This window comes from Aeromonas sp. R4-1, from assembly GCF_040908325.1.
Classification (GTDB): Bacteria; Pseudomonadota; Gammaproteobacteria; order Enterobacterales; family Aeromonadaceae; genus Aeromonas; species Aeromonas veronii.
In genome coordinates this window covers 87239-110587 of sequence record NZ_JBFODM010000064.1, presented here as the reverse complement: position 1 = coordinate 110587, position 23349 = coordinate 87239, and the positions used below count along the sequence as shown (strand labels likewise).

Here is a 23349-nt window from a genome sequence, read left to right as displayed (position 1 = left end):
GGGTATAACCCATCAGGTGGTGCGCAATCGTCAAGGCGAACGGGTAGTCGGTGCGTATCACATCCAGCATGTGAACGGATATCACCATCGGTTGAAAGAGTGGATGGAGCGGTTCCATGGCGTGGCGACGCACTACCTGAAGAACTACCTGGGTTGGCGCCGGATGTTGGAGCGTTACGGAAAAGGCGTAAATATCAAAGCATGTTTGCATGAGGCGCTGGGGCGCCCCATGCAACACGTAATTGGGACATAGCCTTTATATAGGGAGTACATATATGGATTCATCTGCTGATTTCATATATGGAAAGCGCCACCTTGCCAGGGAGAATGGCACCATGTCATTGCGCATTTTCTATCACCCCCTCTACTCCTCCCTGACGCTACCCGAGCGCCATCGCTTTCCGCTGGCCAAGTATCAGGGGCTGTTTGAACGCCTGCAGGTGCAGGGTTACCCCCTTGGCGAAGCACCGGCCGCAACCTGTGAGCAAATCTGTCGCATTCACGATGCCGATTATGTCGCGGCGGCCCTGAGCGGCCAGCTGGAAGATCGCGCCATCCGCAAGATCGGTTTTCCCTGGTCACCCATGCTGATGGAGCGCACCTTGCGCTCGGTGGGTGCCACCGTTGCCGCCAGCCGCCATGCTCTTGAGCAGGGCTGCGGCTTGCAGATCTCCGGTGGCTACCACCACGCCCATCGGGATCACGGCAGCGGTTTTTGTCTGTTTAACGATTTGGTGATTGCCGCCCAGGCTTGCCTCGACGAGGGGCGCTGTGAACAGGTGCTGATCGTCGATCTCGATGTGCATCAGGGAGATGGCAGTGCGGCCCTGTGCGCCGGACGGCGCGATATCATCACCCTATCCCTTCATGGGGAGCACAACTTCCCCCATCACAAAGCCACCTCTCACCTCGACTTTCCTCTGCCAAGCGGCATGACGGACGATGCCTATCTCACCACGTTGCAACAGGCACTCTCGCTGGCACTGCGGCTCTATTCGCCGGATCTCATCCTCTATCAGGCGGGCGTCGATGTGCATCATGCCGACGAGCTTGGTTATCTCTCCCTGAGCGATGAAGGGGTTCACCTACGCGATGCCATGGTATTTGACTGTGCAATCAAGCATGGGTTGCCCATCGCGGCGATGCCCGGTGGCGGCTATCGCCGCGACTGGCAACAGCTGATCCCGCTTCATATGTCGCTGTTTGAGGCGGCGCTCCACCGTTTTGGCTGATGGCATGGCTTTATAGCGCGGACACCCCATCAGAGTCGGGCGGGCACTTCACCAGATAAGACAGAAGAGGCGACCCCTGGGGTCGCCTCTTCGTGTTTCGTCATCTGGGTCACACAAGCTCGCTCGTTGTCAGGCAAGCTCGGGACGCCTGAGGATAACTATTTCTGACGCTTGCGGGCGTACTTGCGACGGGCGCGGGCCTGACGCTCCTCTTCCCGCTCGGCCTTCTCTTTGGCTTTTTGCTCGGCTTCTGCGGCGGCTTCGACAATCTCGACGCTCACCATCTCCGGCGTCTCCAGCGAGATGCGGCCAAGCAAGCCGGAGCGGAACTCGTTAATCAGGATCTCGGACGCCTTGTGCAAGTCGGCCAGCCCCCCTTTGCGCATAAACGCTCGCTGGCGGGCGATCATCTCCAGCAGCTCGATCTCGGTCTCGGGCAGCTCGTCAATCTGGTAGCGCGCCTTGATCTGCTCCGGATAGGCCTTGATGAAGTAGTCAGCGGCGAACATGGCGATATCGGCATAGTCGAACACTGTGTCCTTGATGGCTGCGGTGATGGCCAGACGATAACCGCAGGAGGGCGGATTGAGCTTGGGCCAGAGAAAACCCGGGGTATCGGTCAGGATAACGTTGTTATCCAGCTTGATCCGTTGCTGGGACTTGGTCACCCCCGCCTCGTTGCCGGTACGGGCGATGATGCGCCCCGCCAGGGTATTGATCAGAGTGGACTTGCCCACGTTGGGGATCCCCATGATCATCGCCCGCACGCCGCGCAGCTCAAAATTGCGCTCCGGCAGCATCTCGTGGCAGAGAGTCAGCAGTTGCTTGATCTTCTCCGGCTCTTGTTGCGTCAGCGGCAGCGCCTTGATCCCCTTCTCTTTTTCCATGTGCGCCACCCACAGATCGGTGATCGCCGGATCGGCCAGGTCCGCCTTGTTCAGCACCTTGATCACCGGGGTATCACCACGCAGCTCGGGCACCAGCGGGTTTTCGCTGGAGAAGGGGATGCGGGCATCGAGCATCTCGATGATCACATCGACCTGGGGCATGACCTCGGCAATCTCTTTGCGGGCCTTGTGCATGTGACCGGGGAACCAGTTGATGGACATATCCGTTACTCTCTGTGGGGGCTGCGGGCGCGCGCATGGAACAACAGGCGCTCTGCCGCGGGCATCGAACGAAGGGGGCGCATTTTACCTGCTGCGGGCACATTTTGACAGGTCATTCTAGCCATCACTTCATCAAATCAGCAAACCGCCGAGGCGGAGAAACCTTGCCGGAAGCGACCGGACCAACCGGCTCAATTGATAGATAACACTTTGATATAGTGTAACATTTTCATCACTTTTTCACACAACCGTCACCGATAGTCAGTAAAAGTGTCATCTGCCCCCTCTAGGCTGCGCTCAGGTTTTACAAGGAGCGAACCCCAATGAGAAAAATGGCAGGACTTGCAGTGATGATCGGCGCCGCCCTGGCTGCCGGTTGCAAATCAGACAATGACACGGTGGCGACCAAGCCCGCAGCCCAACCCACCAACGTCATCTTCTTCCTCGGTGACGGCATGGGCCTCAACACCCTGACGGCGGCCCGCATCTACGGTGTCGGCGAAGAGGGTGATCTCACCATCGATACCCTGCCAGAGACGGCCTTTATCAAGACCTTCTCCCACGATGCCCAGGTCACTGACTCGGCCCCCTCCATGGCGGCCTACATGACCGGGGTCAAGAGCAACAACGGTGTCATCAGCATGGACGGCGACGCCACCTATGAAAGCGACTGCAGCAAGAGCGCCGGCAAGCCGGTGACTACCCTGCTGGAGCTGGCCAAAGCCGATGGCCGCGGTACCGGCGTGGTAACCAGTACCCGGGTGACCCACGCCACCCCTGCGGCTACCTATGCCCATATCTGCAACCGGGATCTGGAGGCAGATATCGCCGTCCAGCTGGTACCGGGCGGCAAAGGCTACAACAGCGCCCTCAAGGAGGGGCTGGATGTGGTGCTCGGTGGCGGCAGCAGTTTCTTCCTGCCCAAAGCCGACAAGGGCAAGCGGGAGGATGGCCGCAACCTCATCAGCGAAATGCAGGCCAAGGGCTACCAGTTTGCCAGCAATCTGGATGAGCTGAACAAGGCCGATGCGGGCAAGCCGCTGCTGGGTCTGTTTGGTTCCAGCCACATGAAATATGACCTGGACCGCCCTGCCAGCGAGCCGTCACTGGCCCAGATGACCCTGGCCGCCATCAAGCAGCTCAAGGGCAAAGAGAAGGGTTACTTCCTGATGGTGGAAGGGGGCCGTATCGACCACGCCCTGCACGACACCAACGCCAAGCGGGCGCTGCAGGACACCATCGCCTTCGACAACGCCATCAAGGCTGCCATCGACGAGGTGAAAAAGAGCGACCCCGAGCTGAAAAACACCCTGATCGTGGTTACCGCCGATCACGACCACACGCTAGTGCTCAACGGTTATGCCAAGCGCACCGGCAAGACCACCGCCGACAACCCCGGCGTACTTGGGCTGGTGAAGAACTACGAGACTGGCGAGCCAAGCAAGGATAGCGAGGGCATGCCCTACACCATCATAGGTTTTGGCAACGGCTACAACCGGGTGGATGGCCCGCGCAGCAGCGTCGCACCACTCGACGATGCCACCGTCTCCGCCAATGACTACCACCAGGAAGTGGTGGTCAAGGTAGGCGAAATCGGCAACGAGACCCACGGCGGCACAGATGTCTTCCTCGGCGCCATCGGCAAGGGGGCTGACAGCTTCCATGGCTCTCTCGATAACACCGCCGTGTTCGGCAAGATCAAGGCTGCGGCCAAGCTGTAAGGAGCACTTTCATGAGCAAACAGATGAACACATCCATCAAGCACACGCTGGTCTGCGCAGCCCTGTTCAGTGCGCTGGGCGCAACCTCCCAGGCACAGGCCGCTGATGCCAAAAACGTCATTCTCTTTATCGGTGATGGCATGGGGCCCACCGTGCTCACCGCCACCCGCCTGTTCAAGGTGGGAGAAGAGGGCAATCTGGAGATGATGAAACTGCCGCGCAGTGCCCGCATCAAGACCTTCTCCAACGATGCCCAGACCACCGACTCGGCCCCCTCCATGGCGGCCTACACCACCGGGGTCAAGATGAACAACGAGGTGATCGCCATGAGCAGCGACACCAAAGCCATCGCCCCCGGCAAAGACGTCAATGGCAACAAAACCGTCAACAATTGCAGCAGCGATAACGGCAAGCCGGTGCCCACCATCCTGGAGCTGGCCAAGGCGGCAGGCAAATCGGTCGGAGCCGTCACCACCACCGAGCTGACCCACGCGACACCGGCGGCTACCTACGCCCACATCTGCCATCGGGATGCCGCTTATGACATCGCCGCACAAGCTGTTCCGGGAGGAACTGGTTTCAACCAGGCGCTTGGGGATGGGGTCGATGTGCTGATGGGCGGTGGTGCCAACCACTGGACCCCCTACAGCGCCAGCAACAAGGGCGGTCGCAATGACAACCGCGACCTGACCGCCGAGATGAAGGCGCAGGGATACAGCTATGTCACCACCCAAAGTGAACTGGCCAAGGTCACCAGCGGTAAAGTGCTCGGTCTGTTCAGCAGCAAATCCCACTTGGACTACGAGCTTGATCGGGTCGCCAAGGGGGCTGCCAATACCCAGCCGTCCCTCTCCGAAATGACCGCCAAAGCGATCGACCTGCTGAGCAAGAACAGTCAGGGTTACTTCCTGATGGTAGAAGGCGGCCGGATCGATCACGCCCTGCACGGCACCAATGCCAAGCGCTCGCTCACCGACGCGGTGGCTCTGGATGAGGCGGTCAAGACGGCGCTGGGTAAAGTGGATCTCAACAATACCCTGATCGTGGTCACCGCCGACCATGACCATACTATGACCATTAACGGCTACTCCGCCAAGGGCAATCCGGTGCTCGACCTGGTTAAAAATGGCGATGGCTCGACCCAGAACGATGTGGATGGCAAGCCCTTCACCACCCTGGTGTTCGGTAACGGCCCCAACCGCCCCGATGTGCGCCCGGTCCTCACCAGCGATCAGGTGATGGCCAATGACTACCTGCAGGAGACCGGCGTCAAACTGACATCGGAAACCCACGGCGGCGGCGATGTGATGCTGTTTGCCGATGGCGCCGGCAGCAACCGCTTCAAAGGCACGCTGGATAACACCAAGGTGTTTGGCAAACTGCGGGAGGCGCTCGGCCTGTAAGCAGCAGGGGCCCGGGTGCATCTGAGCAATTGACTCAGCGGCCCGGGCCCGGGCCCCGGCACTTTCGAGCGACAGATGATGATGCGACTTTTGCTTTCGTTATGGCTGCTTGGCAGCACCCTCGCCTTCCCCCTGCATGCTGACGACACGCCCCCGGATCTCGCCGCCCGGATCAGCTATCACGACCGGAATACCGGCAGCGATGGCATCGCCAGAGAGAGTGTCTGGCAAGAGAAGTGGCTGCGCGTGGGCAATCAGGTGTGGAGCCAGCGGCTCATTCCCCTCCCCCTTGCCCGTGCCTATCACGCCACTCACGACGCCACGCCCGGCCACAAGCACTTTACCCACCAGATGGCGGCCCGCTGGGTCAGCCGCAGTGATGAGGGTGAGCTGCAGCTGCGTTATGCCGACAGCTGGCACAACCAGCTGGTTGAGGTGCCGGTGGAAGAGTATGGCCAGGTGGCCTTCAAGCCCGACTGGCCGCGGATCCGCCATCTCGTCAACCCGGCGCTGATCGAGGGGATGACTCCGCTGGATGAGGCCACCCCCGAGCAGGCCCGCTGGTATGAAAAGCGCGAAGGGCAGCAACGAACCCGCATTCTCTGGTCGAGTCAGTGGCAGATCCCGCTGGTAGTCGAATCGGCCAGTCTCGACGGCTATCGCAGCTACCGGATGGAGGTGACCCTGCGCAAGCTGCCTGCTCAGCTCCCCTGGCAGCAACTCGCTGATTACGAAGTGCGCGATCTGCGGGATTTCTTCGACTGAGATCCCAACCCCTCTGCGGGCACAACGACAACGCAGGCAGGAATGCTACACTCTGCATATTCGACTCTGGCTCACGACCTTGATGCGCGCTCTCTGCCTGCCCTTTTTTGCCCTGCTGTTATTGCTGGTACACACCGGTGCCCAGGCTATTGTGCTGGTGGCGGCCGAGTTGCCCCCTTACGTCATTCAGTCCTCCCATGGTAAACCCAGCGGGGTGGGTATCGAGATCATGGAGGAAGCAGCCCGCCGTCTAGGCGAGCCGCTTACCATCGAGCTGATGCCACTTCCACGTGCACTGACCCAGACAATTCACCGTCCCGATGTATTGATGATACCGCCCGTGCGAAGCAGTCAGCGAGAGCACCTCTATCAGTGGGTAACGCCCATCCTCAATGAGCAGTTTTTGATCGTCAGCGATCGCCGGTTTCACCCAAAAGCACTGAAAAGCAGCGATTTGAAAAACCTTGATGTGGGCGTGCTGCGCTATTCGTTTGGTCAACACTTACTCAAGCAACGCATCGGGATCCGGGGAGAGACAGTGGCAGATGAGCAACTCAACGCTCATAAACTCCATCGCGGTCGCATTGATGCCTGGGTCGCCGCATGGAATGTCATCCTGTATGCCCAACAACAAGACAAACGCTCATCACAACAGCTGGTTCGCGGGGAAGTGTTGATGAACACCCAACTGTTCCTGGCCGCTCACAAGGATTTCCCCTTCAAACAGGCGCAGCGCTGGCAAGCCGTGATAGACGAGATGCGCCATGATGGCACACTGGCGCGGATCATCCGTCAGTACAACTATCAGGCTCCTGAGTAGTCACTCAATCACGGTTGCCAAGGCCGGCCAGAATGGTTATGGTAGGCCTATGAAAATACTCGCTATTTCCTCGCATTTGCTCACACCCTGCTGAGCCCCCGCCTCGCTCCTTCGGCCGCGAGTCGCTTGGGGGCATGGCATTTTCAATCGATTGAACCTGTTGAATCCATTTTTGTAACACCCTGTGTGATGGCCAACCTGCACCCGCCGGTATGGGCCTATCCGCTATTGATAAGGAATATCTTATGAAACAACCTCATCTGGTTATCTCCAGCCTTGATCTGGACCGTATCGAACAACTGCTTGGCAACCACCCGCAGCATCTGGCCCTGCAAGAGGAGCTGGACCGCGCCGAGATCCGTGAACCGGCCGACATGCCGCCGGACGTGGTCACCATGAACAGCAAGGTACGCTTCAAGATGCAGAGCAGCGGCAACGAGTTCTGCCTCACCCTGGTCTATCCGCGCGATGCCAAGGGCGACGAGAGCAACATCTCGGTACTGGCGCCGGTGGGCAGCGCCCTGCTCGGTCTGAAAGTGGGCGACAGCATCGCCTGGCCGGGCCCGGCCGGTCGCACCATCGAGGTCGAAATTCTGGAAGTTGTCTATCAGCCGGAGCGCGCCGGCGAGCTGCACCGCTGAGTCCCCCGGGCTGGTCATCCCCCTGTTGATCAGCCCGCTTGCTCGCCCTTGCCAGCTGATCCCGATCAAGCTTTACACACCTTGCCCCCCGGTTTTTAGCCCCTTTTCCTGCTGCTGCTTGAGCCTGACTCGGGGGGCAGGTATCTTGTTGGCCGCGTCATGGTCATGACGCACCGAATTTCAGGCTGACATCATGATAAAAATTGCCCTCATCGACGATCACCAGATCGTCCGATCCGGTTTTGCCCAACTGCTCAATCTGGAGCCCGATCTGCAGGTGGTCGCCGAATTCGGCTCCGCCAGCGACGCCCTTGCCGGTCTGCCCGGCAGCGGGGCGCGGGTCTGTGTCTGCGACATCTCGATGCCCGACCAGTCGGGACTGGATCTGCTCAAGCAGCTCCCCTCCGGCCTTGCGGTGGTGATGCTCTCGGTGCACGACAGCCCGGCCCTCATCGAGCAGGCCTTGCAAACCGGCGCCAAGGGGTTTCTCTCCAAACGCTGCAGTCCGGACGAGCTGATCGCTGCCGTGCGCACCGCCGCCCAGGGGGGGTGTTATCTTACGCCGGACATCGCCCAGAAACTGGCCAGCAGCAGCCGGGATCCCCTCACCAATCGGGAGCGGGAGATTGCCCAGTTGCTGGCACAGGGGCTGGAGGTGAAGGCCATCGCCGAGCAGCTCGGCCTCTCCCCCAAGACGGTGCACGTCCATCGCGCCAACCTGATGGACAAGCTCAAGGTCAGCAACAACGTCGAGCTGGCCCACCGCATGCTGGATAGCTGGTGATCTCCCGTTTTGCCAGCTATGTCGCCATCGCGCTGGCGGCCTGCTTCATCTTTGCCGCTGGCTGGTTTTGCCTCTGGAGCATCAGCCTGCATCTGGCGGGTGGCCCGGCGCTGGCGGTACTGCTGTTCCCCTTCGGCCTGCGCCTCGGGTTGCTGCTGCAAAGTCCCGGCCACTACTGGCCGCCGCTGTTGCTGTGCGAAGGACTGCTGCTCTACTGGCTCAATCTGGAGGTGGGGCTGCCCCACTGGCCTTGGCTGGTCGCGGGCAGTCTGCTGACCCTGCTACCGCTGCTGATTGCCCGTCGCCAGCAGGTGCGCAACGACTGGCAACAACTGTTGCTGCTGCTCGCCACCGTCACGGCAGCGGCGCTGCTGCAAGCCCTGCTCTGGCATCTGGCCGGGGAAGATGGCCTCTCGGCCCTGCTGCTCAGCCTGACCGGCGGGCTGACGCTGACCTCCACCTGCATGCTGATCTGGCACTACCTCACTCGCGCCACCTGGGTGCCGCTGGGGCCTGCGCTGGTGGATCAGCCGGTAGAGTGGCGCTTTCGCCATCTGGTCTGGTATCTGCTGCTGTTCGTATTGAGCCTCTGGCTGCAACTGGGATTGCCCAACTCGCTGGTACGCTTCACCCCGTTTTGTCTGGCCATCCCCATCATCGCCATGGCGTGGCGCTACGGCTGGCAGGGGGCACTGCTCGCCACCCTGATGAACACCATCGCCCTGCTGGCCAGTCAGGCCTGGCACGATCACCCCCTCGATCTGTTGCTCTCCCTGCTGGCCCAGAGCCTGACCGGCCTGCTGCTGGGTGCCGGGATCCAGCGCCAGCGCGAACTTAATCAGGCGCTGACCCGCCAGCTCGCCCACAATCGCCAGCTCACCGAGCGGCTGCTGGAGACCGAGGAGAGCATCCGCAAGGAGGTAGCGCGCGAGCTGCACGACGACATCGGCCAAACCATCACAGCCATTCGTACCCAGGCAGGGATCGTGCGCCGCCTCGCCCCCGATAATGCCGGGGTGGGCCAGAGCAGCGCCCTGATCGACACGCTGTCGCTCGGGATCTACGACGCGGTGCGCGGTCTGCTCGGGCGGCTGCGCCCGCGTCAGCTCGACGACATGACTCTGGAACAGGCGATACGGGCACTGCTGCGGGAGCTGGAGCTGGAGCGTCACGGCATCGTCACCCGGCTGGAGTGGCAGCTGGCGGATGGGGATCTCTCGGATGCCCAGCGGGTCACCCTGTTTCGGGTCTGTCAGGAGGGGCTCAACAACGTGGTCAAACATGCCAACGCCCACTCGGTCACCATTCGCGCCCGGACCAGCGGCGAGCAGTTGCAACTGGTGCTGGAAGATGATGGCCGCGGTCTGCCGGAAAGCCGCCCGCAACAGGGCTATGGCTTGCTCGGTATTCGCGAGCGGGTACAAGCGCTCGGGGGCAGTCTGCAACTCTCCTGCATTCACGGCACCCAGCTGACGGTCAATCTGCCCAGTCGCAGACGGGAAGAGAGTCATGGCTAATCACCACCAGAGGGCCTGCCTGTGCTGAGTTTTATGAGAAGCGCGCCGCCCCGGCCCCTTATCCGGGATCAGGCCGAGATCGATGCCACCTATCGCCACTGGCGGCTGCACCTGCTGCTGACCATGTATCTGGGCTACGCGGTCTTCTACTTCACCCGCAAGAGCTTCAACTTCGCCATGCCGGACATGCTGGCGAGCGGCATGCTGGACAAGTCCGACATCGGCATGCTGTGGACCCTGTTCTACATCACCTACGGCTGCTCCAAGTTCTTCTCCGGCATCATCAGTGATCGCGCCAACCCGCGCTACTTCATGGGTGTCGGACTGATGGCCACCGGCGTGATCAACATACTGTTCGGCCTCTCGTCGGCACTCTGGATGTTTGCCGCCCTCTGGGTCGCCAACGCCTTCTTCCAGGGCTGGGGCTGGCCCCCCTGCTCCAAGCTGCTCACCAGCTGGTATTCGCGTACCGAGCGCGGGGTCTGGTGGTCGGCCTGGAACACCGCCCACAACGTCGGCGGCGCGCTCATCCCCCTTATCGTCAGCACCATCGCTCTGCAACATGGCTGGCGCTACGGCATGATAGTGCCCGGCCTTATCGCCATCATCGCGGGGTTGTTCCTCTGCTGGCGACTGCGGGATACCCCGAGTGCCATGGGACTGCCGACAGTAGGCGAGTGGCGCAAGGATGCCATGGAGTTGGCCCAGCAGACTCAGGATGCGGGGCTCTCCCATCGCCAGATCCTGCGCAAATATGTACTGGGCAACCCCTATATCTGGCTGCTCGCCTGCTGTTACGTGCTGGTCTATGTGGTGCGCACCGCCATCAATGACTGGGGCAATCTCTACATGACCGAGCAGCGCGGCTTCAATCTGATGAGCGCCAACTCGGCCATCTCCATGTTCGAGGTGGGAGGCTTTATCGGTGCGCTGGTGGCGGGCTGGGGATCGGACAAGCTGTTCAACGGCAACCGTGGCCCGATGAATCTCATCTTTGCGGTGGGGATCCTGCTGGCGGTGGGATCGCTCTGGCTGATGCCCTTCTTCAGCTACGTGATGCAGGCGGCCTGCTTCTTCACCATCGGCTTTTTCGTGTTTGGCCCCCAGATGCTCATCGGCATGGCGGCAGCGGAGTGCTCCCACAAAAACTCGGCGGGGGCGGCCACCGGCTTTGTCGGCCTGTTTGCCTACATGGGGGCGGCGCTGTCGGGTTATCCGCTGGCCAAGGTGATGGAGATCTGGCACTGGAACGGCTTCTTCGTGGTGATCTCTGTGGCAGCGGGCGTCTCGGCCCTGCTGCTGCTCCCCTTCCTCAAGGCGCAGGCACCGAGAGCCGCTCAAACGAATGCAGAGTAGCAGGTGGCAGCTGACAAGCTATATCCGGCAAACAGAAACAGACAGGGCGCGGATCACCGCGCCCTGCTGTTATTCCTGAACCTATTCCTGCATCAGGCAGCCTGACAGACCCGGTTCTTTCCTTCCCGCTTGGCCCGATAGAGAGCGTCATCCGCACGGCTGAACAGGCTGTCAAAGTGCCACTCCCCCTGCCAGTGAGCAATACCCATGCTGACGGTGATATGGATCCCCTCTACCTCGCTGGCCGCAAGTTGAACCCGCAGTGACTGACAACGGGCGATCGCCTCCTCTGCGGTGGCATGGCGAAACAGCAGCACAAACTCCTCGCCCCCAAAGCGACTGGCCAATACGCCCTCCAGCTCGCGCAGTGCCAACCCGACCCGCTCCAGCACCCGATCCCCTACCTCATGACCATGCCGATCGTTGATCTGCTTGAAGTCATCCAGATCGAGCACCACCAGCGCCCCCTGCTGTGCAGGGCGTCCCCGGGCCAGACGCTCCATAAAACCACGGCGATTGAGTAACCCGGTCAGCGGGTCATGACTGGCCTGATAGCGCAGCTCCAGCGCCCGGTGCTGGTTGCAGAGCAGCAGCACCCCAAAGGTGAGCATGGAGCTACCCACCAGCATGGAGACATAGGGCAACACGTTGAACAGCTGACGCTGGAACGGGCTTTCGATCACCTCGCCCCACACGGTAAACATCCGCATCAGGGTCATGGCGATCAACACCAGATTGAGGCCAATCAGCACCCAGACTGCCACCTGATAATCGGGTCGGCCGTGACGCCAGAGTTGCCAGATGATAAGCGTACTGAGCATGAGAAAGGTGGCGCTGCTGATCATCACCCGTACCGCAATCCGGCCATCGATGGCGACCGACCAGGTCATGACGGCGGCAAACAGCAGGATGAATCCCCAGCAGACAGGCCAGCCCGGCGATTGACGGAAGAAACAGCGTTGGGCGACCAGCAATAACGACACATGAAAAATCAGGAAGACATTGCCCACCCAGGAGCCATAGGGGGTGGGTGTCAGCAGCAGACTGGCAAATCCCGCCTGACCCAGCATGGCAAACAGACTGGACCACCACCAGACCCCGACGCCGGGAATATCGTTGTGGGTAACGCGAATGATGGTGAGAGTGAGGAAACCGAGACAATAGCCACACAAGGCCATGATCATCAAGGTAAAAATATCCAGCTTAAGCAGTAGTGAGGCGTCCATACCAAAGCCATGCAGAGAGGGACTGAGTATATGAGAAGCGTTTGCCAAGACCCAGTGCGACTTGATGGTTTTCACAATAAAGCCCGTTCGTTTGCTGACAAACAGAGCAATGCGTGTGATATCCCACCAATGCGTATTCGTATAAGCCCCACAAGAAGCCTCTTACGGAGCCCAATAGCACAATAAGAGCCGCAAGCGGCGCCCTGACTTTGTAACAAAATGTCTTGGGGATAATTTGGGCTTGAACCCACTCAATTAGATAGATATGTTGTTTTCGTGTGATTTTATGAATGAAGCCATGAGCAATAAATGTCTCTAACCTGTTGAGTCTTCTGACACAATCTGTTTTTGGTACATTTTTCACTCAACCACTATTCATAGCATCTCATATGGGGCTTTTGTCCCGCTCAAGACATTCATCCTGTCTTGCCTGTTGCCGGATGCAGCAGTCTCTTGTGCCACGGAGTCGCACGGGATCAGGTTCAAGGCCGAACACACCACCGACAGAGACGTCACTTATGATCAAAAAACTGATTCTTTCTACCCTGCTGTTTTGCGGGATCGCCACGGCGGCCCCGACCCCAGCCCCCACGTCCACCCTGGATGCCGTGCTCGAACGCGGCGTGCTGCGAGTCGGCTTCGACGCGGGCTATCAACCCTTCGAGATGACCAACAAGCAGGGCCAATACATCGGCTTTGACGTGGATCTCGCCAAGATGGTCGCCAAAGAGATGGGCGTGAAGGTCGAATTCGTCAACACCGCCTGGGATGGCATCATTCCGGCGCTCCTGACCAACAAGTTCGACGTCATCATGGGCGGCATGACCGTCACTCCCCAGCGCAACCTGCGGGTCAACTTTGCCGATCCTTACATCGTGGTCGGCCAGACCATAGTCCTGCGCAAAGAGAAGGCGGGCGAAATCAAATCCTTCACCGACCTCAACGACCCGAAATACAAGATCGCGGTCAAGCTCGGCACCACCGGCGAGCAGGCAGTCAAGCGCCTGATCCCCAAAGCCACCCTGCTGCAGTTTGAAACACAGGATGACGCCAAGCTGGAAGTGATCAACGGCAAGGTCGATGCGTTCGTCTATGACCTGCCCTACAACGCTATTTTTGCCTCCCAGAATCAGGGCGCCGTGGTGCACCTCGACAAGCCGTTCACCTTCGAGCCGCTGGCCTGGGCCATCCGCAAAGGGGATCAGGACACCCTCAACTGGTTCAACAACTACCTGCGCCAGATCAAGGGCGATGGCAGTTACGACCGTCTCTACAAGAAGTGGTTCGAATCCAACGCCTGGCTGAATCAGCTCAAATAACCTCTTGGGGGCGGCGCATGCCGCCCCTGCACCACGCAGCTCCCCACACAATAACGAGAAGAGGTTGTGACTGTGCACACACCCAAACCGACAAGACAGATGGAAAAACAGCCCAATCAGCTACTCTGGCAAGGCGTCTTCCTGCTGATGCTGCTGGTTGCCGTATTCGGCATCTACAAGGCTGTCCAGTCAGTGGATTACACCTGGCGCTGGGAACGCATTCCCCAATACATCGCCTATCAGGCGGAGCAGAAGAATCTGGCCGAATTTGACGGCACCGTGATGGCGGGCACCAGCGAGGCCGAGAAGGGCAAGCTGTTCCTGCAAGACGATCTCGACCCCAATGTGCGGCAAGCCATTGCCAGTACCGGCGTACAAGTCGCCGAAGGGGATACCGTTTTTCGTGGCGATACCCTCGACACCCAACTGAGCTGGACCGCAGGCCCCATCGCCTGGGGCGTCTGGGTCACCGTCAAGCTCTCGCTGGTGGCGGGCATCTTCGCCATCCTGCTCGGTACCCTGGCCGGGCTGGCACGTCTCTCCCCCAATCCGGCCCTGCGCAATCTGGCCATCACCTATGTGGAGCTGATCCGCGGCACGCCGCTGCTGGTTCAGATCTTCATCGTCTACTTCTTTATCGGTACCGTGCTGAACCTCGACCGCTTCACCGCCGGGGTCGCCGCGCTGGCGGTCTTTACCGGCGCCTATGTGGCGGAGATCGTCCGCGCCGGTATCAGCTCCATCCACAAGGGGCAGATGGAGGCGGGCCGCAGCCTGGGTATGACCTCCGCCCAGACCATGCGCTACGTCATCCTGCCGCAGGCGTTCAAGCGGGTGCTGCCACCGCTGGCAGGCCAGTTCATCAACCTGATCAAGGACTCCTCGCTGGTCTCGGTCATCTCCATCACCGATCTGACCAAGGCGGGGCGCGAAGTGGTGAGCTCCACCTTCAGCCCGTTCGAGGTATGGTTTACCGTCGCCCTGCTCTATCTGGTGCTGACCGGCACCCTCTCTTTCCTGGTACGCCGTCTCGAGGTGAAATATGCACGCAGTAACTGATCCCATCATCAAGGTGCAACAGGCATCGAGAAGTGCAGCCATCACCGGCACCCCCTTCGCCTTCCCGGTTCGTTTTCTGGAGGCGAAATATGCGCGCAGTAACTGATCCCATCAACAAGGTGCAACAAGCATCGAGAAGTGCAGCCATCACCGGCACCCCCTTCGCCTTCCCGGTTCGTTTTCTGGAGGCGAAATATGCGCGCAACAACTGATCCCATCATCAAAGCGACCGGCGTAGAGAAGTTCTACGGCAGCGAAGTGCATGCCCTGAAAAATGTCAGCACCCAGGTGGCCGAAGGGGAAGTGGTGGTGATCGTCGGCCCCAGCGGCTCGGGCAAATCGACCTTCCTGCGCACCCTCAACCAGCTGGAGACCATCAACGACGGCAATATCTTGGTCGATGGAATCAGCCTGACCGAGCCCGGCGATGTCAACAAGCTGCGGGAAGAGGTGGGCATGGTGTTCCAGTCCTTCAACCTCTTCCCCCACCTGACGGTGCTGGATAATATCTGCCTCGCTCCACAGAAGGTGCGTGGCCTGTCGCGCCGTGAGGCCGAAGACAGAGCCAAGGCGCTGCTGCTGAAAGTGGGGCTGTCGGTGAAAGCGGCCAGCTATCCCTCCCAACTCTCCGGCGGTCAGCAACAGCGGGTGGCCATCGCCCGGGCACTCGCCATGCAGCCACGCATCATGCTGTTTGACGAGCCCACCAGTGCGCTCGACCCCGAAATGGTGGGGGAAGTGCTGGATGTGATGAAGGGGCTGGCCCGCGAAGGAATGACCATGGTGGTGGTGACCCACGAGATGGGCTTTGCCCGCGAGGTGGCGGATCGGGTGCTCTTTATGGAGAGTGGCGAACTGCTGGTAGATGAAAAACCGGCCGACTTCTTCGACAATCCCCCCTCCCCGCGTCTGCGCCAGTTCTTGAGTCAGGTGCTGTAGCCAACACGCTCTGCTGGATAAACGAAGAGGGACCGCAAGGTCCCTCTTCTTGTGCGTCACGCTGAGCAGGCTTAACCCAGCTGAACCCGAGTGCCCCTCTCATCGGCTCAGCGCGGGGACTTTCCCAGATAGCGCTCCACGATCACTTTCACTCCGTCACGTTTTTTGAGCTGATAGAGCTCCTTGTCAAACTGGTCGATAAAGGCCTGTTTGTAGGGGTACTCCCCCTTGCGGCTGTATCCGAGAAACCCCTGCTCCTTGCTGAGTACCGGACCCTGTTTGAGCAGGGACATATCGGCCACCGCCAGCTGATCGGCCTTTATCATGTTGAGCAACTCATAGAGCAGGGAGAGGCGATCATTGATGGTGCAATCGACCCTGCCGCGGACAATCTTGAGCAGGTTCTCCCGATTGCTTTTCACCTCCTCCACGTCGATCTGCTTCTCTTTTACCGCCTGCCAAAAGGCATCGCCGCCGACGGCAAAACCGGCGTTCATGCCAAAGCGTAAACCGTGATAGTCGAGCGGAAACCTGGCCTGCGGGGTATTGGCCGCCACACTGGCGCCGCACATCACCACCAGCTCTTCATCCAGCATCGGCTGGGAGTAGGGCCACATGTAAGGGCGGGTATCGGGCATGTAGTAAGGTGGAAAAATGGCGAAGGCAGCCCCCTGCTCCACCATGCTCAGACCGCGCCGCCACGGCATGGGCTTGAGCACCACCTCATAGTCAGGCATGGCAGAGGTTACCTCTCGGATGATGTCGGCATAGATCCCCCTGACCTCCTCCCCCTCCTGCCAGGAGTAGGGGGGATAGGCGGCATCCGCCAGGATCTCGACCCGGGTCTTGGCGTGCGCCATCATGCACAACCCCAGCAACAAGCAACAAGCAACACCAGACGCGCATAAGCCAGCACCTCCTGAAAAAGCCTGCATCAAGCATAGCCATCCGCCGCGCCTTCCTCTGCTGCCGCGCCATATTTCATGCCATCTATTCGTTGGCAGAAAAATGTTAATGAAATATTAAATCCATCCTTTATGCTGGAGAGCAATTGCTCTGAATGGATGGCCGCATATGGATGTGCAACTGCTTTTGCTCTACCTCTCCCCGGTTTTTCTGGCTTTTATCGGCTGGGAGATGCTCTACCTGCGCAAACATGGCGCTGCCTTTCCCACTGCCACCTACCAGTGGCGGGATCTGTTCGCCAACGCCGCGCTGGCCCTGATGCACCAAGGGGGCGATGCGCTGGCGGCCATCGCCATTGCTTATCTGTATGACACCCTCTGGGGCTGGCGACTGTTCGATATCGAGCTGAATCTCTGGAGTGTGCTACTGCTGTTCCTCTTGCAGGATCTCTGTTACTGGCTGTTCCACTTCACCAGCCACCATGTTCGCTGGCTGTGGGCCTCCCACGTGGTGCACCACAGCTCGGAGCGGCTCAACCTCTCCACCGCCTTTCGCCAGAGCCTGATGTACCCGATCTCCGGCATGTGGCTGTTCTGGATCCCGATGATCCTCATCGGCTTCCCGCCTGAGGCGGTGGTCGCCACCGTGCTGCTGAGTCTGGGCTTCCAGTTCTTCGTCCACACTCAGGTGGTGGGCAAGCTCGGCTGGCTGGAGTGGATCTTCAACACCCCCTCCCACCACAGGGTGCATCACGCCAGCAACGCCAAGTACATAGACCGCAACTTCGCCGGCGTGCTGATCATCTGGGATCGGTTGTTTGGCACCTTTGTCGAGGAAGACCCGTCCGAGCCATGCCTCTTCGGCATCACCAAACCGATCCACAGCTTCAACCCCCTCACTCTCACCTTCCATGAGTGGCGCGACATGCTGCGTGACGCCCGTGGCCTGCCATGGCGACAAAAACTCGCGGTGCTGTTTGGCAAACCGGCCGGACCTGCCAGCCGCTGAGCCTTCGCCCCGAATCGCAACTCCCGGATAGCAAGCCCCTGATAACCAGTCCCTGATAACAAGAGAGCGCCACAGTGGCGCTCTCTTTTATGGTCAGTCACATCTTCGATGTCACAGATGGGCGAACGACCAGACGGCGGGAATCAGGCTCAGCAAGGTCACTCCGGCCAACAGCCGCTCGCGACCGCTCAGGCAAAGATCTGCGCCCAGCTGACGGCGGCTGTAGAGAAACAGCAGCAGACCCGGCCCGTAGAGCAACAACGACAGCAGCAGATACTCCACCCCGGCGGCATAGAGCAGCCAGAAGCCGTAACCGCTCGACACCAGCGCCACCGCCCGCATCAGACCGCGGCCCTGCCCGCCCTCACCCTTCTTGCTGAACGAGAGCTTGAGCAAGAACAGACCGATCAGCAGGTAGGGCACCAAAATCATCGAGGTAGAGATAAGCAGCAGGCTGGTGTAGCCCTTGCCGAGCAGCCACACCAGCAGCAGGCAAGTCTGCACCGTCAGGCTGGTGAGCCAGAGCGATGCGATAGGCGTCCCATTGCGGTTCTGGCGCCGGAAGATGGCGGGAAACGCGCCGTGGCGGGCTGCGCTGAACGGCACCTCCGCCGAGAAGAGGGTCCAGCTCACGTAGGAGGCAAGCACCGAGACGATAAGGCCGACGCTGATGAGCAGCTTGCCCCAGGAGCCGGTCATCTGGGCCATCAGCCCTGCCATGGAGGGGTTGGGCAGCGCTGCGAGCTCGGGCCGACTCAATATCCCCAGCGCCAGCACCGAGATAAGCACATAGAGCAGCAGTGCCAACACGACCCCCAGTACGGTGGCGGTGCCCACATCCCGCCGGTTTCGGGCGCGGGCCGACAACACCGCGGCCCCCTCGATACCGGTGAAGACCCAGAGGGTGATCAGCATGGTGTTGCGCACCTGCTCGGAGACCGGCACAGCCAGAGTGCTGCCCTGCTGATCCGCCGCGAAGGTAACAGGGTCGAACCAGTAGCAAGCAAACAGAATAAACAGCAGCAGTGGCAGGCTCTTGGCCAGAGTCGCCACCAGATTGAACAGCGCCGCCTGCTGCACGCCACGGGCCACCAGCAGATGCACCGCCCAGAGGATGCAGGACTCGCCGACAAACGCTGCCAGCGTGTTTCCCTCACCAAACCAGATCTGCTCCGGGGTATCGACAAAGCTGCCCAGCGCCGCAAAGGCGATCACCAGATAACCCACCACGCCGATGGTGGCACAGAGCCAATAACCCCAGGCGGAGAAGAATCCCACCAGCTCGCCAAAACCGGCGCGGGCGTAGCTGTAGATACCGCCGTCGAGATCCGGCCTTAACCGCGACAGATAGAGAAAACTCATGGCGAGCGCCAGGATACCCACCCCCGTCACGCCCCAGCCGATCAGCACGGCGCGGGCGCCTGCCACCTCGGCCATGTTCTGGGGCAGGCTAAAAATCCCCGCCCCCACCATGGAACTGAACACCAGCGCGGTGAGGGACCAGAGCCCAATCTTGCTCTCTTTCATGGAAGCTCCTTAGCGCAACCGGCTGCTCAGCGCCTGAATATGCTCGGGGCCGATGCCGCAGCAACCGCCGATCAAGTTCGCACCAGCTGCGCGCCAGCGCTCGGCCCAGCCAAGGTAATCCAGCGGCCCCAGATCGGCGCGGATCTCGTCCAGCCCATCATTGGCGGTGGCCTCCTTGGGTTGCGGCGGGAAGGCGTTGGCATAGGCACCGAGGCGAATGTCAGCGCGGCCCAGCGCCTGCAATCGGGCGCTGGCCACCTCGAGGGCCCCCTCAATCACCTCAGGCTGACAGCAGTTGAACAGGATGGCATCGACCCCGGCCGCCACCAGCGCGGTCACCGCATCAGCCACCTGCTCGCCGGAGCGCAGTGTCGGCTCATTGCCCAGCGCCTCATCTTCCAGCGTGAAGGAAACCCAGAACGGCTTGCCATCTTTCGGCAGCAGCGCTTTCAGGGCCAGTGGCTCGGCAATCAGGCTCATGGTCTCGGCCAGCCAGATATCCACATAAGGGGATAGCGCCCGGATAAGCGGCGTCGCCAGCTCGCTCACCCGGTCCGCCTTGAACAGGTCGGCACGGTAGGAGCCAAAGAGCGGTGGCAGAGAACCCGCCACCTGCACGGCGCCCTTCTGCTCGTCAGCCACCTCTCGGGCCAGCTGACCAGCCAGCGCTGCCAACCCCTCCCCGTCGGCAAAGAAACGCTCATCGCCGATATGAAACGGCACCAGCGCATAGCTGTTGGTGGTAATGACCCGGGCACCGCTAGCCACATAGGCCTGATGCACGTCACGCACCGTCTCTGGCGCCTCCATCAAGGCCAGCGCCGACCACTCGGGTTGACGAAACGGTGCTCCTCGCCGTGCCAGCTCGCGCCCCATGCCCCCATCCAGCACCCACAATTCCCTGGTTTCCATCTGTCGTGTCTCTTTGTTATGTGCGTTGTTTATTTGCGTATTTATCTGTTTGTTTTGTTGATCTGCGGTTTCGCATCGAATCGCTGCAGATCGTCCTGCTTCATCCTGGGAAGCCCTTTTATTACACAGCCATAAAAACACATAGATGTTTAGACGGCCAAAGCAAGATAAAACAAAGTGCCACGGGCGGCAATCAGTATCAGCAGAAATCAGCGTGCAAACGGCGAGGCAAACGCAGAAATGCAAGAGGCCACCCGAAGGTGGCCTCATCACAATCTTGATCCGCTGGCGACTTAACGCCCGGCCAGCACTCGCTTGATCTGCTTGACCCAGTCCGAGACCCGACCCTGCTGCGGCAAGCCGCGCCAGATCTGCTCCCACTGGGCAGGGCTGAGCGGACGACCGAGGCGACGCTGCACACCCGCATAGAGGTAGTCATGGGCCGTGGTGGCCGCATGCTCGGAGGTGAGGAATTTGGAGACCGGATCGGTCAACCGCACATCCCGCATGCCGAGCAGCGGATAGTCGTTGTGCACTGCCGCCAGCATGGTCTCGCGCATGGCGGACTCGATGTAACCACGGGCAAACAGGGCGGTCACCGACTCCAGTGACCCCTGATCCGGGCCATGATACTGCTCATCAAAGACCGGGCTCGGCTCGGCCATGCCGCTTTGCACCACCGCATCAGGATCCGGCTGCTGCACGACCACGGCAGGCTTGGGGGTTACCGGCTTGGCTACCACTGTGGCTTTGCGCGGCGCACTCTGACTACAGGCACCCAGTGCCAGGGCGAGCGCGACACAGGCCAGCGCACGGGAATGAGACTGCATCTTCATGACTCTTATGTCGCTCCTTTTACGATTCCTGAGCTGGTTTCTCGGCCACAGCCGGTTCGACCCGGGTAACCAGCAGCTGATCAATCTTGTAACTGTCGATATCCACCACTTCGAACTTGTAACCGGCGTATTTGACCGAATCAGTGCGCTTGGGGATCTTGCGCAACATATACATGATAAAGCCGGCGATGGTCTCGTAGTTCTGGTTCTCGGGGAACTCTTCGATATCGAAGGCGCGCATCACGTCGGAGATGGGGGTGACCCCGTCCACCAGCCAGGAGTTCTCGTCGCGCTGGACGATCTGCTCTTCCACTACGTGGGTCGCCCACTCGCCCATGACAGTACTCATCAGGTCATTCATGGTGACAATCCCCACCACCAGCGCGTACTCGTTCATCACCACGGCAAAGTCGCCACGATGATTCTTGAAGTACTCCATCGCCTCATAGAGGTTCAGGGTATCGGGGATGATGATGACGTTCTGCACCAGGTTGCCACCGATAAGGTCGATGCTCTGGCCACCGATAACGCGGATCAGCAGCTCTTTGGCATCGACAAAGCCCTTGATGCTGTCGAGGTTGTGGTCACAGACCAGAAACTTGTTGTGGGGATGCTCGGCGATCTTCGCCTTGATGCTCTCTTCACTCTCTTGCAGGGTGAAGTAGATGAGGCTCTCGCGGGCCGTCATGGCAGAGGTGACACCAAGGGACTGCAACTCGAACACGTTCTCGATGAGCTGATGCTCCTCGCGCTGGATAACCCCCGCCTCGGCACCGGCATCCATCACCGCATAGATATCGTCGGAGGTGATCTCGTCGTTACGCACCGTGGAGACGCGCATCAGACGGAACAGAGAGTTCGCCAATCCGTTGAAGACCCACACCAGCGGCATCAACACGGTGACGAAGAAGAGCATCGGGCGCACCACCACCACGGCAATCTGCTCAGGCATGGTCATGGCCAGACGCTTGGGCATCAGATCAGCGATCAGGATAAACATGCCGGTGACAAACACGAAGGAGGCACCGGAGCTGATCTCGCCAAGCCAGGGGCCCTGGTAGAACTGGGAGACAATCCCCTTGATGGCGGGGTTGAGGGCAGACTCACCCAGGATACCGCCCAGAATGGCGACGGTATTGAGGCCAATCTGCACCACGGTGAAAAAGTTGCCCGGCTGGGCCTGCAGGGCCAGCACCTTTTCGGCCTGGCGATTACCTTCATCCGCCATTACCTGCAATTTGATTTTGCGAGACGCGGCGAGAGAGATCTCGGAGAGGGAGAAGAACACACTGCCGCCAACCAGCAGCATTAAAAAGAACAAACTATCGGCAAAACTCATGATTAACCTATTGCTACACCCGCCTTAGCACAAGACGGCAAACTGGGCCCGGGAGACCGGACCGTGAGCCCATCCGGGACTCACACAGGGGGAGTATTCTATCAGAAAACAGCCAGTTGGGGGCTTTATCTTACTCCGACCAGTTATGCAACAAAAAAGGCGCTTCACGCGCCTTTTTATTCACTTCCGGTTAGCCCTTGCCCAGCAAGGTGCCCAGATCGTCCGCCTTGGTGTGGCGCACATCCTTGCCTTTCACGTAGTAGACGATGTACTCGCAGATGTGCTGGCAGCGATCGCCGACCCGCTCGATGGCTCGCGCCGCCCACAGGACGTTGAGCACCTGGGGGATGGTGCGGGGATCTTCCATCATATAGGTCATCAGCTCACGGATGATGGACTCGTACTCCCGGTCTACCTTGTCATCTTCTTTGTAGACCGCCAGCGCTGCATCCAGATCCATGCGGGCGAAGGCGTCGAGCACATCGTGCAGCATCTTGATGGTGCGACGGCCCATGTTCTCCAGCGACACCAGCGGCGGCTGCGGCTTGTTGGCGTTGTCGGTCAGCATGCGGGCGATCTTGTCGGCCACGTCGCCAATGCGCTCCAGATCGGTGATGGTCTTGATGATGGCCATCACCAGTCGCAGGTCGGAGGCAGTCGGCTGACGCTTGGCGATGATGCGGGTGCACTCCTCGTCGATCGCAACTTCCATCGCGTTGACCTTGTGGTCGTTGGCCACGATCTTGCGCGCCGCATCGAGATCCTGATCGTGGATCGCCGCGATGGCGTCGGTGAGCTGCTGCTCCACCAGACCACCCATCACCAGCACCTGGTTGCGCACGCTCTCTAGCTCGGCATTGAACTGACCGGAGATGTGTTTATTGAGGTTCATATTGTCCATACAAATAATCCTTGATTGCTCCGATTATG

At 60.0% G+C, this 23349-nt stretch carries 23 protein-coding genes and 1 pseudogene; 16 read left to right on the top strand and 8 right to left on the bottom strand.

The features are described from left to right. Positions 1–253, top strand: a pseudogene (locus AB5Y90_RS11635) (IS1595 family transposase); the annotation flags it as partial. A gap of 82 nt (positions 254–335) precedes the next feature. After that, the gene (locus AB5Y90_RS11630) at positions 336–1232 is read left to right on the top strand and encodes a histone deacetylase (protein WP_368166890.1); all 897 of its coding nucleotides are present in this window, start codon (positions 336–338) and stop codon (positions 1230–1232) included. 158 nt (positions 1233–1390) lie between these two features. Here AB5Y90_RS11630 and ylqF read toward each other — a convergent pair whose 3' ends face one another. Then, entirely contained in the window at positions 1391–2341 is a 951-nt protein-coding gene (ylqF, locus tag AB5Y90_RS11625; RefSeq protein ID WP_199416693.1) for a ribosome biogenesis GTPase YlqF, read from the bottom strand. 323 nt (positions 2342–2664) lie between these two features. Here ylqF and AB5Y90_RS11620 point away from each other — a divergent pair, with 323 nt between their 5' ends. From AB5Y90_RS11620 to AB5Y90_RS11585, 8 genes are all read left to right on the top strand, one after another. Continuing rightward, a complete protein-coding gene (locus tag AB5Y90_RS11620) occupies positions 2665–4062 on the top strand; it encodes an alkaline phosphatase (protein WP_005334065.1) in 1398 nt (465 codons plus the stop codon). A gap of 11 nt (positions 4063–4073) precedes the next feature. Next, positions 4074–5465 carry an alkaline phosphatase gene (locus AB5Y90_RS11615; RefSeq protein WP_151287101.1) on the top strand — a complete coding sequence of 464 codons (1392 nt, stop codon included), beginning with the start codon at positions 4074–4076 and terminating at the stop codon, positions 5463–5465. A 78-nt stretch (positions 5466–5543) separates the two neighbouring features. Then, the gene (locus AB5Y90_RS11610; RefSeq protein ID WP_151287117.1) at positions 5544–6230 is read left to right on the top strand and encodes a hypothetical protein; all 687 of its coding nucleotides are present in this window, start codon (positions 5544–5546) and stop codon (positions 6228–6230) included. Between the two features lie 82 nt (positions 6231–6312). Continuing rightward, entirely contained in the window at positions 6313–7050 is a 738-nt protein-coding gene (locus tag AB5Y90_RS11605) for an ABC transporter substrate-binding protein (RefSeq protein WP_201990368.1), read from the top strand. Between the two features lie 245 nt (positions 7051–7295). After that, on the top strand, positions 7296–7691 hold the full coding sequence (rnk, locus tag AB5Y90_RS11600; RefSeq protein ID WP_005334070.1) for a nucleoside diphosphate kinase regulator: 396 nt from the start codon (positions 7296–7298) through the stop codon (positions 7689–7691). 193 nt (positions 7692–7884) lie between these two features. Beyond that, complete coding sequence (uhpA, locus tag AB5Y90_RS11595; protein ID WP_005334071.1) at positions 7885–8475, top strand: transcriptional regulator UhpA; 591 nt, start codon at positions 7885–7887, stop codon at positions 8473–8475. Then, positions 8472–9992 carry a signal transduction histidine-protein kinase/phosphatase UhpB gene (uhpB, locus tag AB5Y90_RS11590; RefSeq protein ID WP_368166889.1) on the top strand — a complete coding sequence of 507 codons (1521 nt, stop codon included), beginning with the start codon at positions 8472–8474 and terminating at the stop codon, positions 9990–9992. The genes uhpA and uhpB overlap by 4 nt, the downstream gene beginning before the upstream one ends. A 21-nt stretch (positions 9993–10013) precedes the next feature. Then, on the top strand, positions 10014–11348 hold the full coding sequence (locus AB5Y90_RS11585) for an MFS transporter (RefSeq protein WP_127006778.1): 1335 nt from the start codon (positions 10014–10016) through the stop codon (positions 11346–11348). Between the two features lie 92 nt (positions 11349–11440). On the opposite strand, the gene AB5Y90_RS11580 is transcribed toward AB5Y90_RS11585, so the two are convergent. Next, complete coding sequence (locus AB5Y90_RS11580; RefSeq protein WP_005359567.1) at positions 11441–12574, bottom strand: GGDEF domain-containing protein; 1134 nt, start codon at positions 12572–12574, stop codon at positions 11441–11443. A 518-nt stretch (positions 12575–13092) separates the two neighbouring features. Between AB5Y90_RS11580 and AB5Y90_RS11575 the strand changes: the two genes are divergently transcribed. The 5 genes from AB5Y90_RS11575 (at position 13093) to AB5Y90_RS11555 (ending at position 15891) form a co-directional block, all read left to right on the top strand. Continuing rightward, positions 13093–13893 (top strand): transporter substrate-binding domain-containing protein, encoded by an 801-nt coding sequence (locus tag AB5Y90_RS11575; RefSeq protein ID WP_005334079.1) that lies wholly within the window; start codon positions 13093–13095, stop codon positions 13891–13893. 99 nt (positions 13894–13992) lie between these two features. Further along, positions 13993–14952 (top strand): amino acid ABC transporter permease, encoded by a 960-nt coding sequence (locus tag AB5Y90_RS11570; RefSeq protein WP_058058080.1) that lies wholly within the window; start codon positions 13993–13995, stop codon positions 14950–14952. Then, a complete protein-coding gene (locus AB5Y90_RS11565) occupies positions 14936–15058 on the top strand; it encodes a hypothetical protein (RefSeq protein WP_019445266.1) in 123 nt (40 codons plus the stop codon). Before AB5Y90_RS11570 ends, AB5Y90_RS11565 begins: the two co-directional genes overlap by 17 nt. Further along, positions 15042–15164, top strand: a complete 123-nt coding sequence (locus tag AB5Y90_RS11560; RefSeq protein WP_307895137.1) for a hypothetical protein — start codon at positions 15042–15044, stop codon at positions 15162–15164. The genes AB5Y90_RS11565 and AB5Y90_RS11560 overlap by 17 nt, the downstream gene beginning before the upstream one ends. Continuing rightward, the gene (locus AB5Y90_RS11555; RefSeq protein ID WP_307895138.1) at positions 15148–15891 is read left to right on the top strand and encodes an amino acid ABC transporter ATP-binding protein; all 744 of its coding nucleotides are present in this window, start codon (positions 15148–15150) and stop codon (positions 15889–15891) included. The genes AB5Y90_RS11560 and AB5Y90_RS11555 overlap by 17 nt, the downstream gene beginning before the upstream one ends. A gap of 107 nt (positions 15892–15998) precedes the next feature. Here AB5Y90_RS11555 and AB5Y90_RS11550 read toward each other — a convergent pair whose 3' ends face one another. Further along, on the bottom strand, positions 15999–16754 hold the full coding sequence (locus tag AB5Y90_RS11550) for an ABC transporter substrate-binding protein (protein ID WP_257688163.1): 756 nt from the start codon (positions 16752–16754) through the stop codon (positions 15999–16001). Positions 16755–16965: 211 nt separating this feature from the next. On the opposite strand from AB5Y90_RS11550, the gene AB5Y90_RS11545 reads away from it, so the two are divergent. Continuing rightward, positions 16966–17805, top strand: a complete 840-nt coding sequence (locus AB5Y90_RS11545; protein WP_201951489.1) for a sterol desaturase family protein — start codon at positions 16966–16968, stop codon at positions 17803–17805. A 111-nt stretch (positions 17806–17916) separates the two neighbouring features. On the opposite strand, the gene AB5Y90_RS11540 is transcribed toward AB5Y90_RS11545, so the two are convergent. The 5 genes from AB5Y90_RS11540 to phoU form a co-directional block, all read right to left on the bottom strand. Then, positions 17917–19332, bottom strand: coding sequence for a basic amino acid/polyamine antiporter (locus tag AB5Y90_RS11540; RefSeq protein ID WP_368166888.1), 1416 nt, complete (start codon positions 19330–19332; stop codon positions 17917–17919). A gap of 9 nt (positions 19333–19341) precedes the next feature. Then, complete coding sequence (locus tag AB5Y90_RS11535; protein ID WP_257687750.1) at positions 19342–20244, bottom strand: homocysteine S-methyltransferase family protein; 903 nt, start codon at positions 20242–20244, stop codon at positions 19342–19344. A 293-nt stretch (positions 20245–20537) separates the two neighbouring features. Further along, positions 20538–21080 (bottom strand): hypothetical protein, encoded by a 543-nt coding sequence (locus tag AB5Y90_RS11530; RefSeq protein ID WP_307895143.1) that lies wholly within the window; start codon positions 21078–21080, stop codon positions 20538–20540. 19 nt (positions 21081–21099) lie between these two features. Beyond that, complete coding sequence (locus AB5Y90_RS11525; protein ID WP_005334094.1) at positions 21100–22419, bottom strand: hemolysin family protein; 1320 nt, start codon at positions 22417–22419, stop codon at positions 21100–21102. A 190-nt stretch (positions 22420–22609) separates the two neighbouring features. Further along, on the bottom strand, positions 22610–23320 hold the full coding sequence (phoU, locus tag AB5Y90_RS11520) for a phosphate signaling complex protein PhoU (protein WP_005334097.1): 711 nt from the start codon (positions 23318–23320) through the stop codon (positions 22610–22612). Positions 23321–23349: the final 29 nt, after the last annotated feature.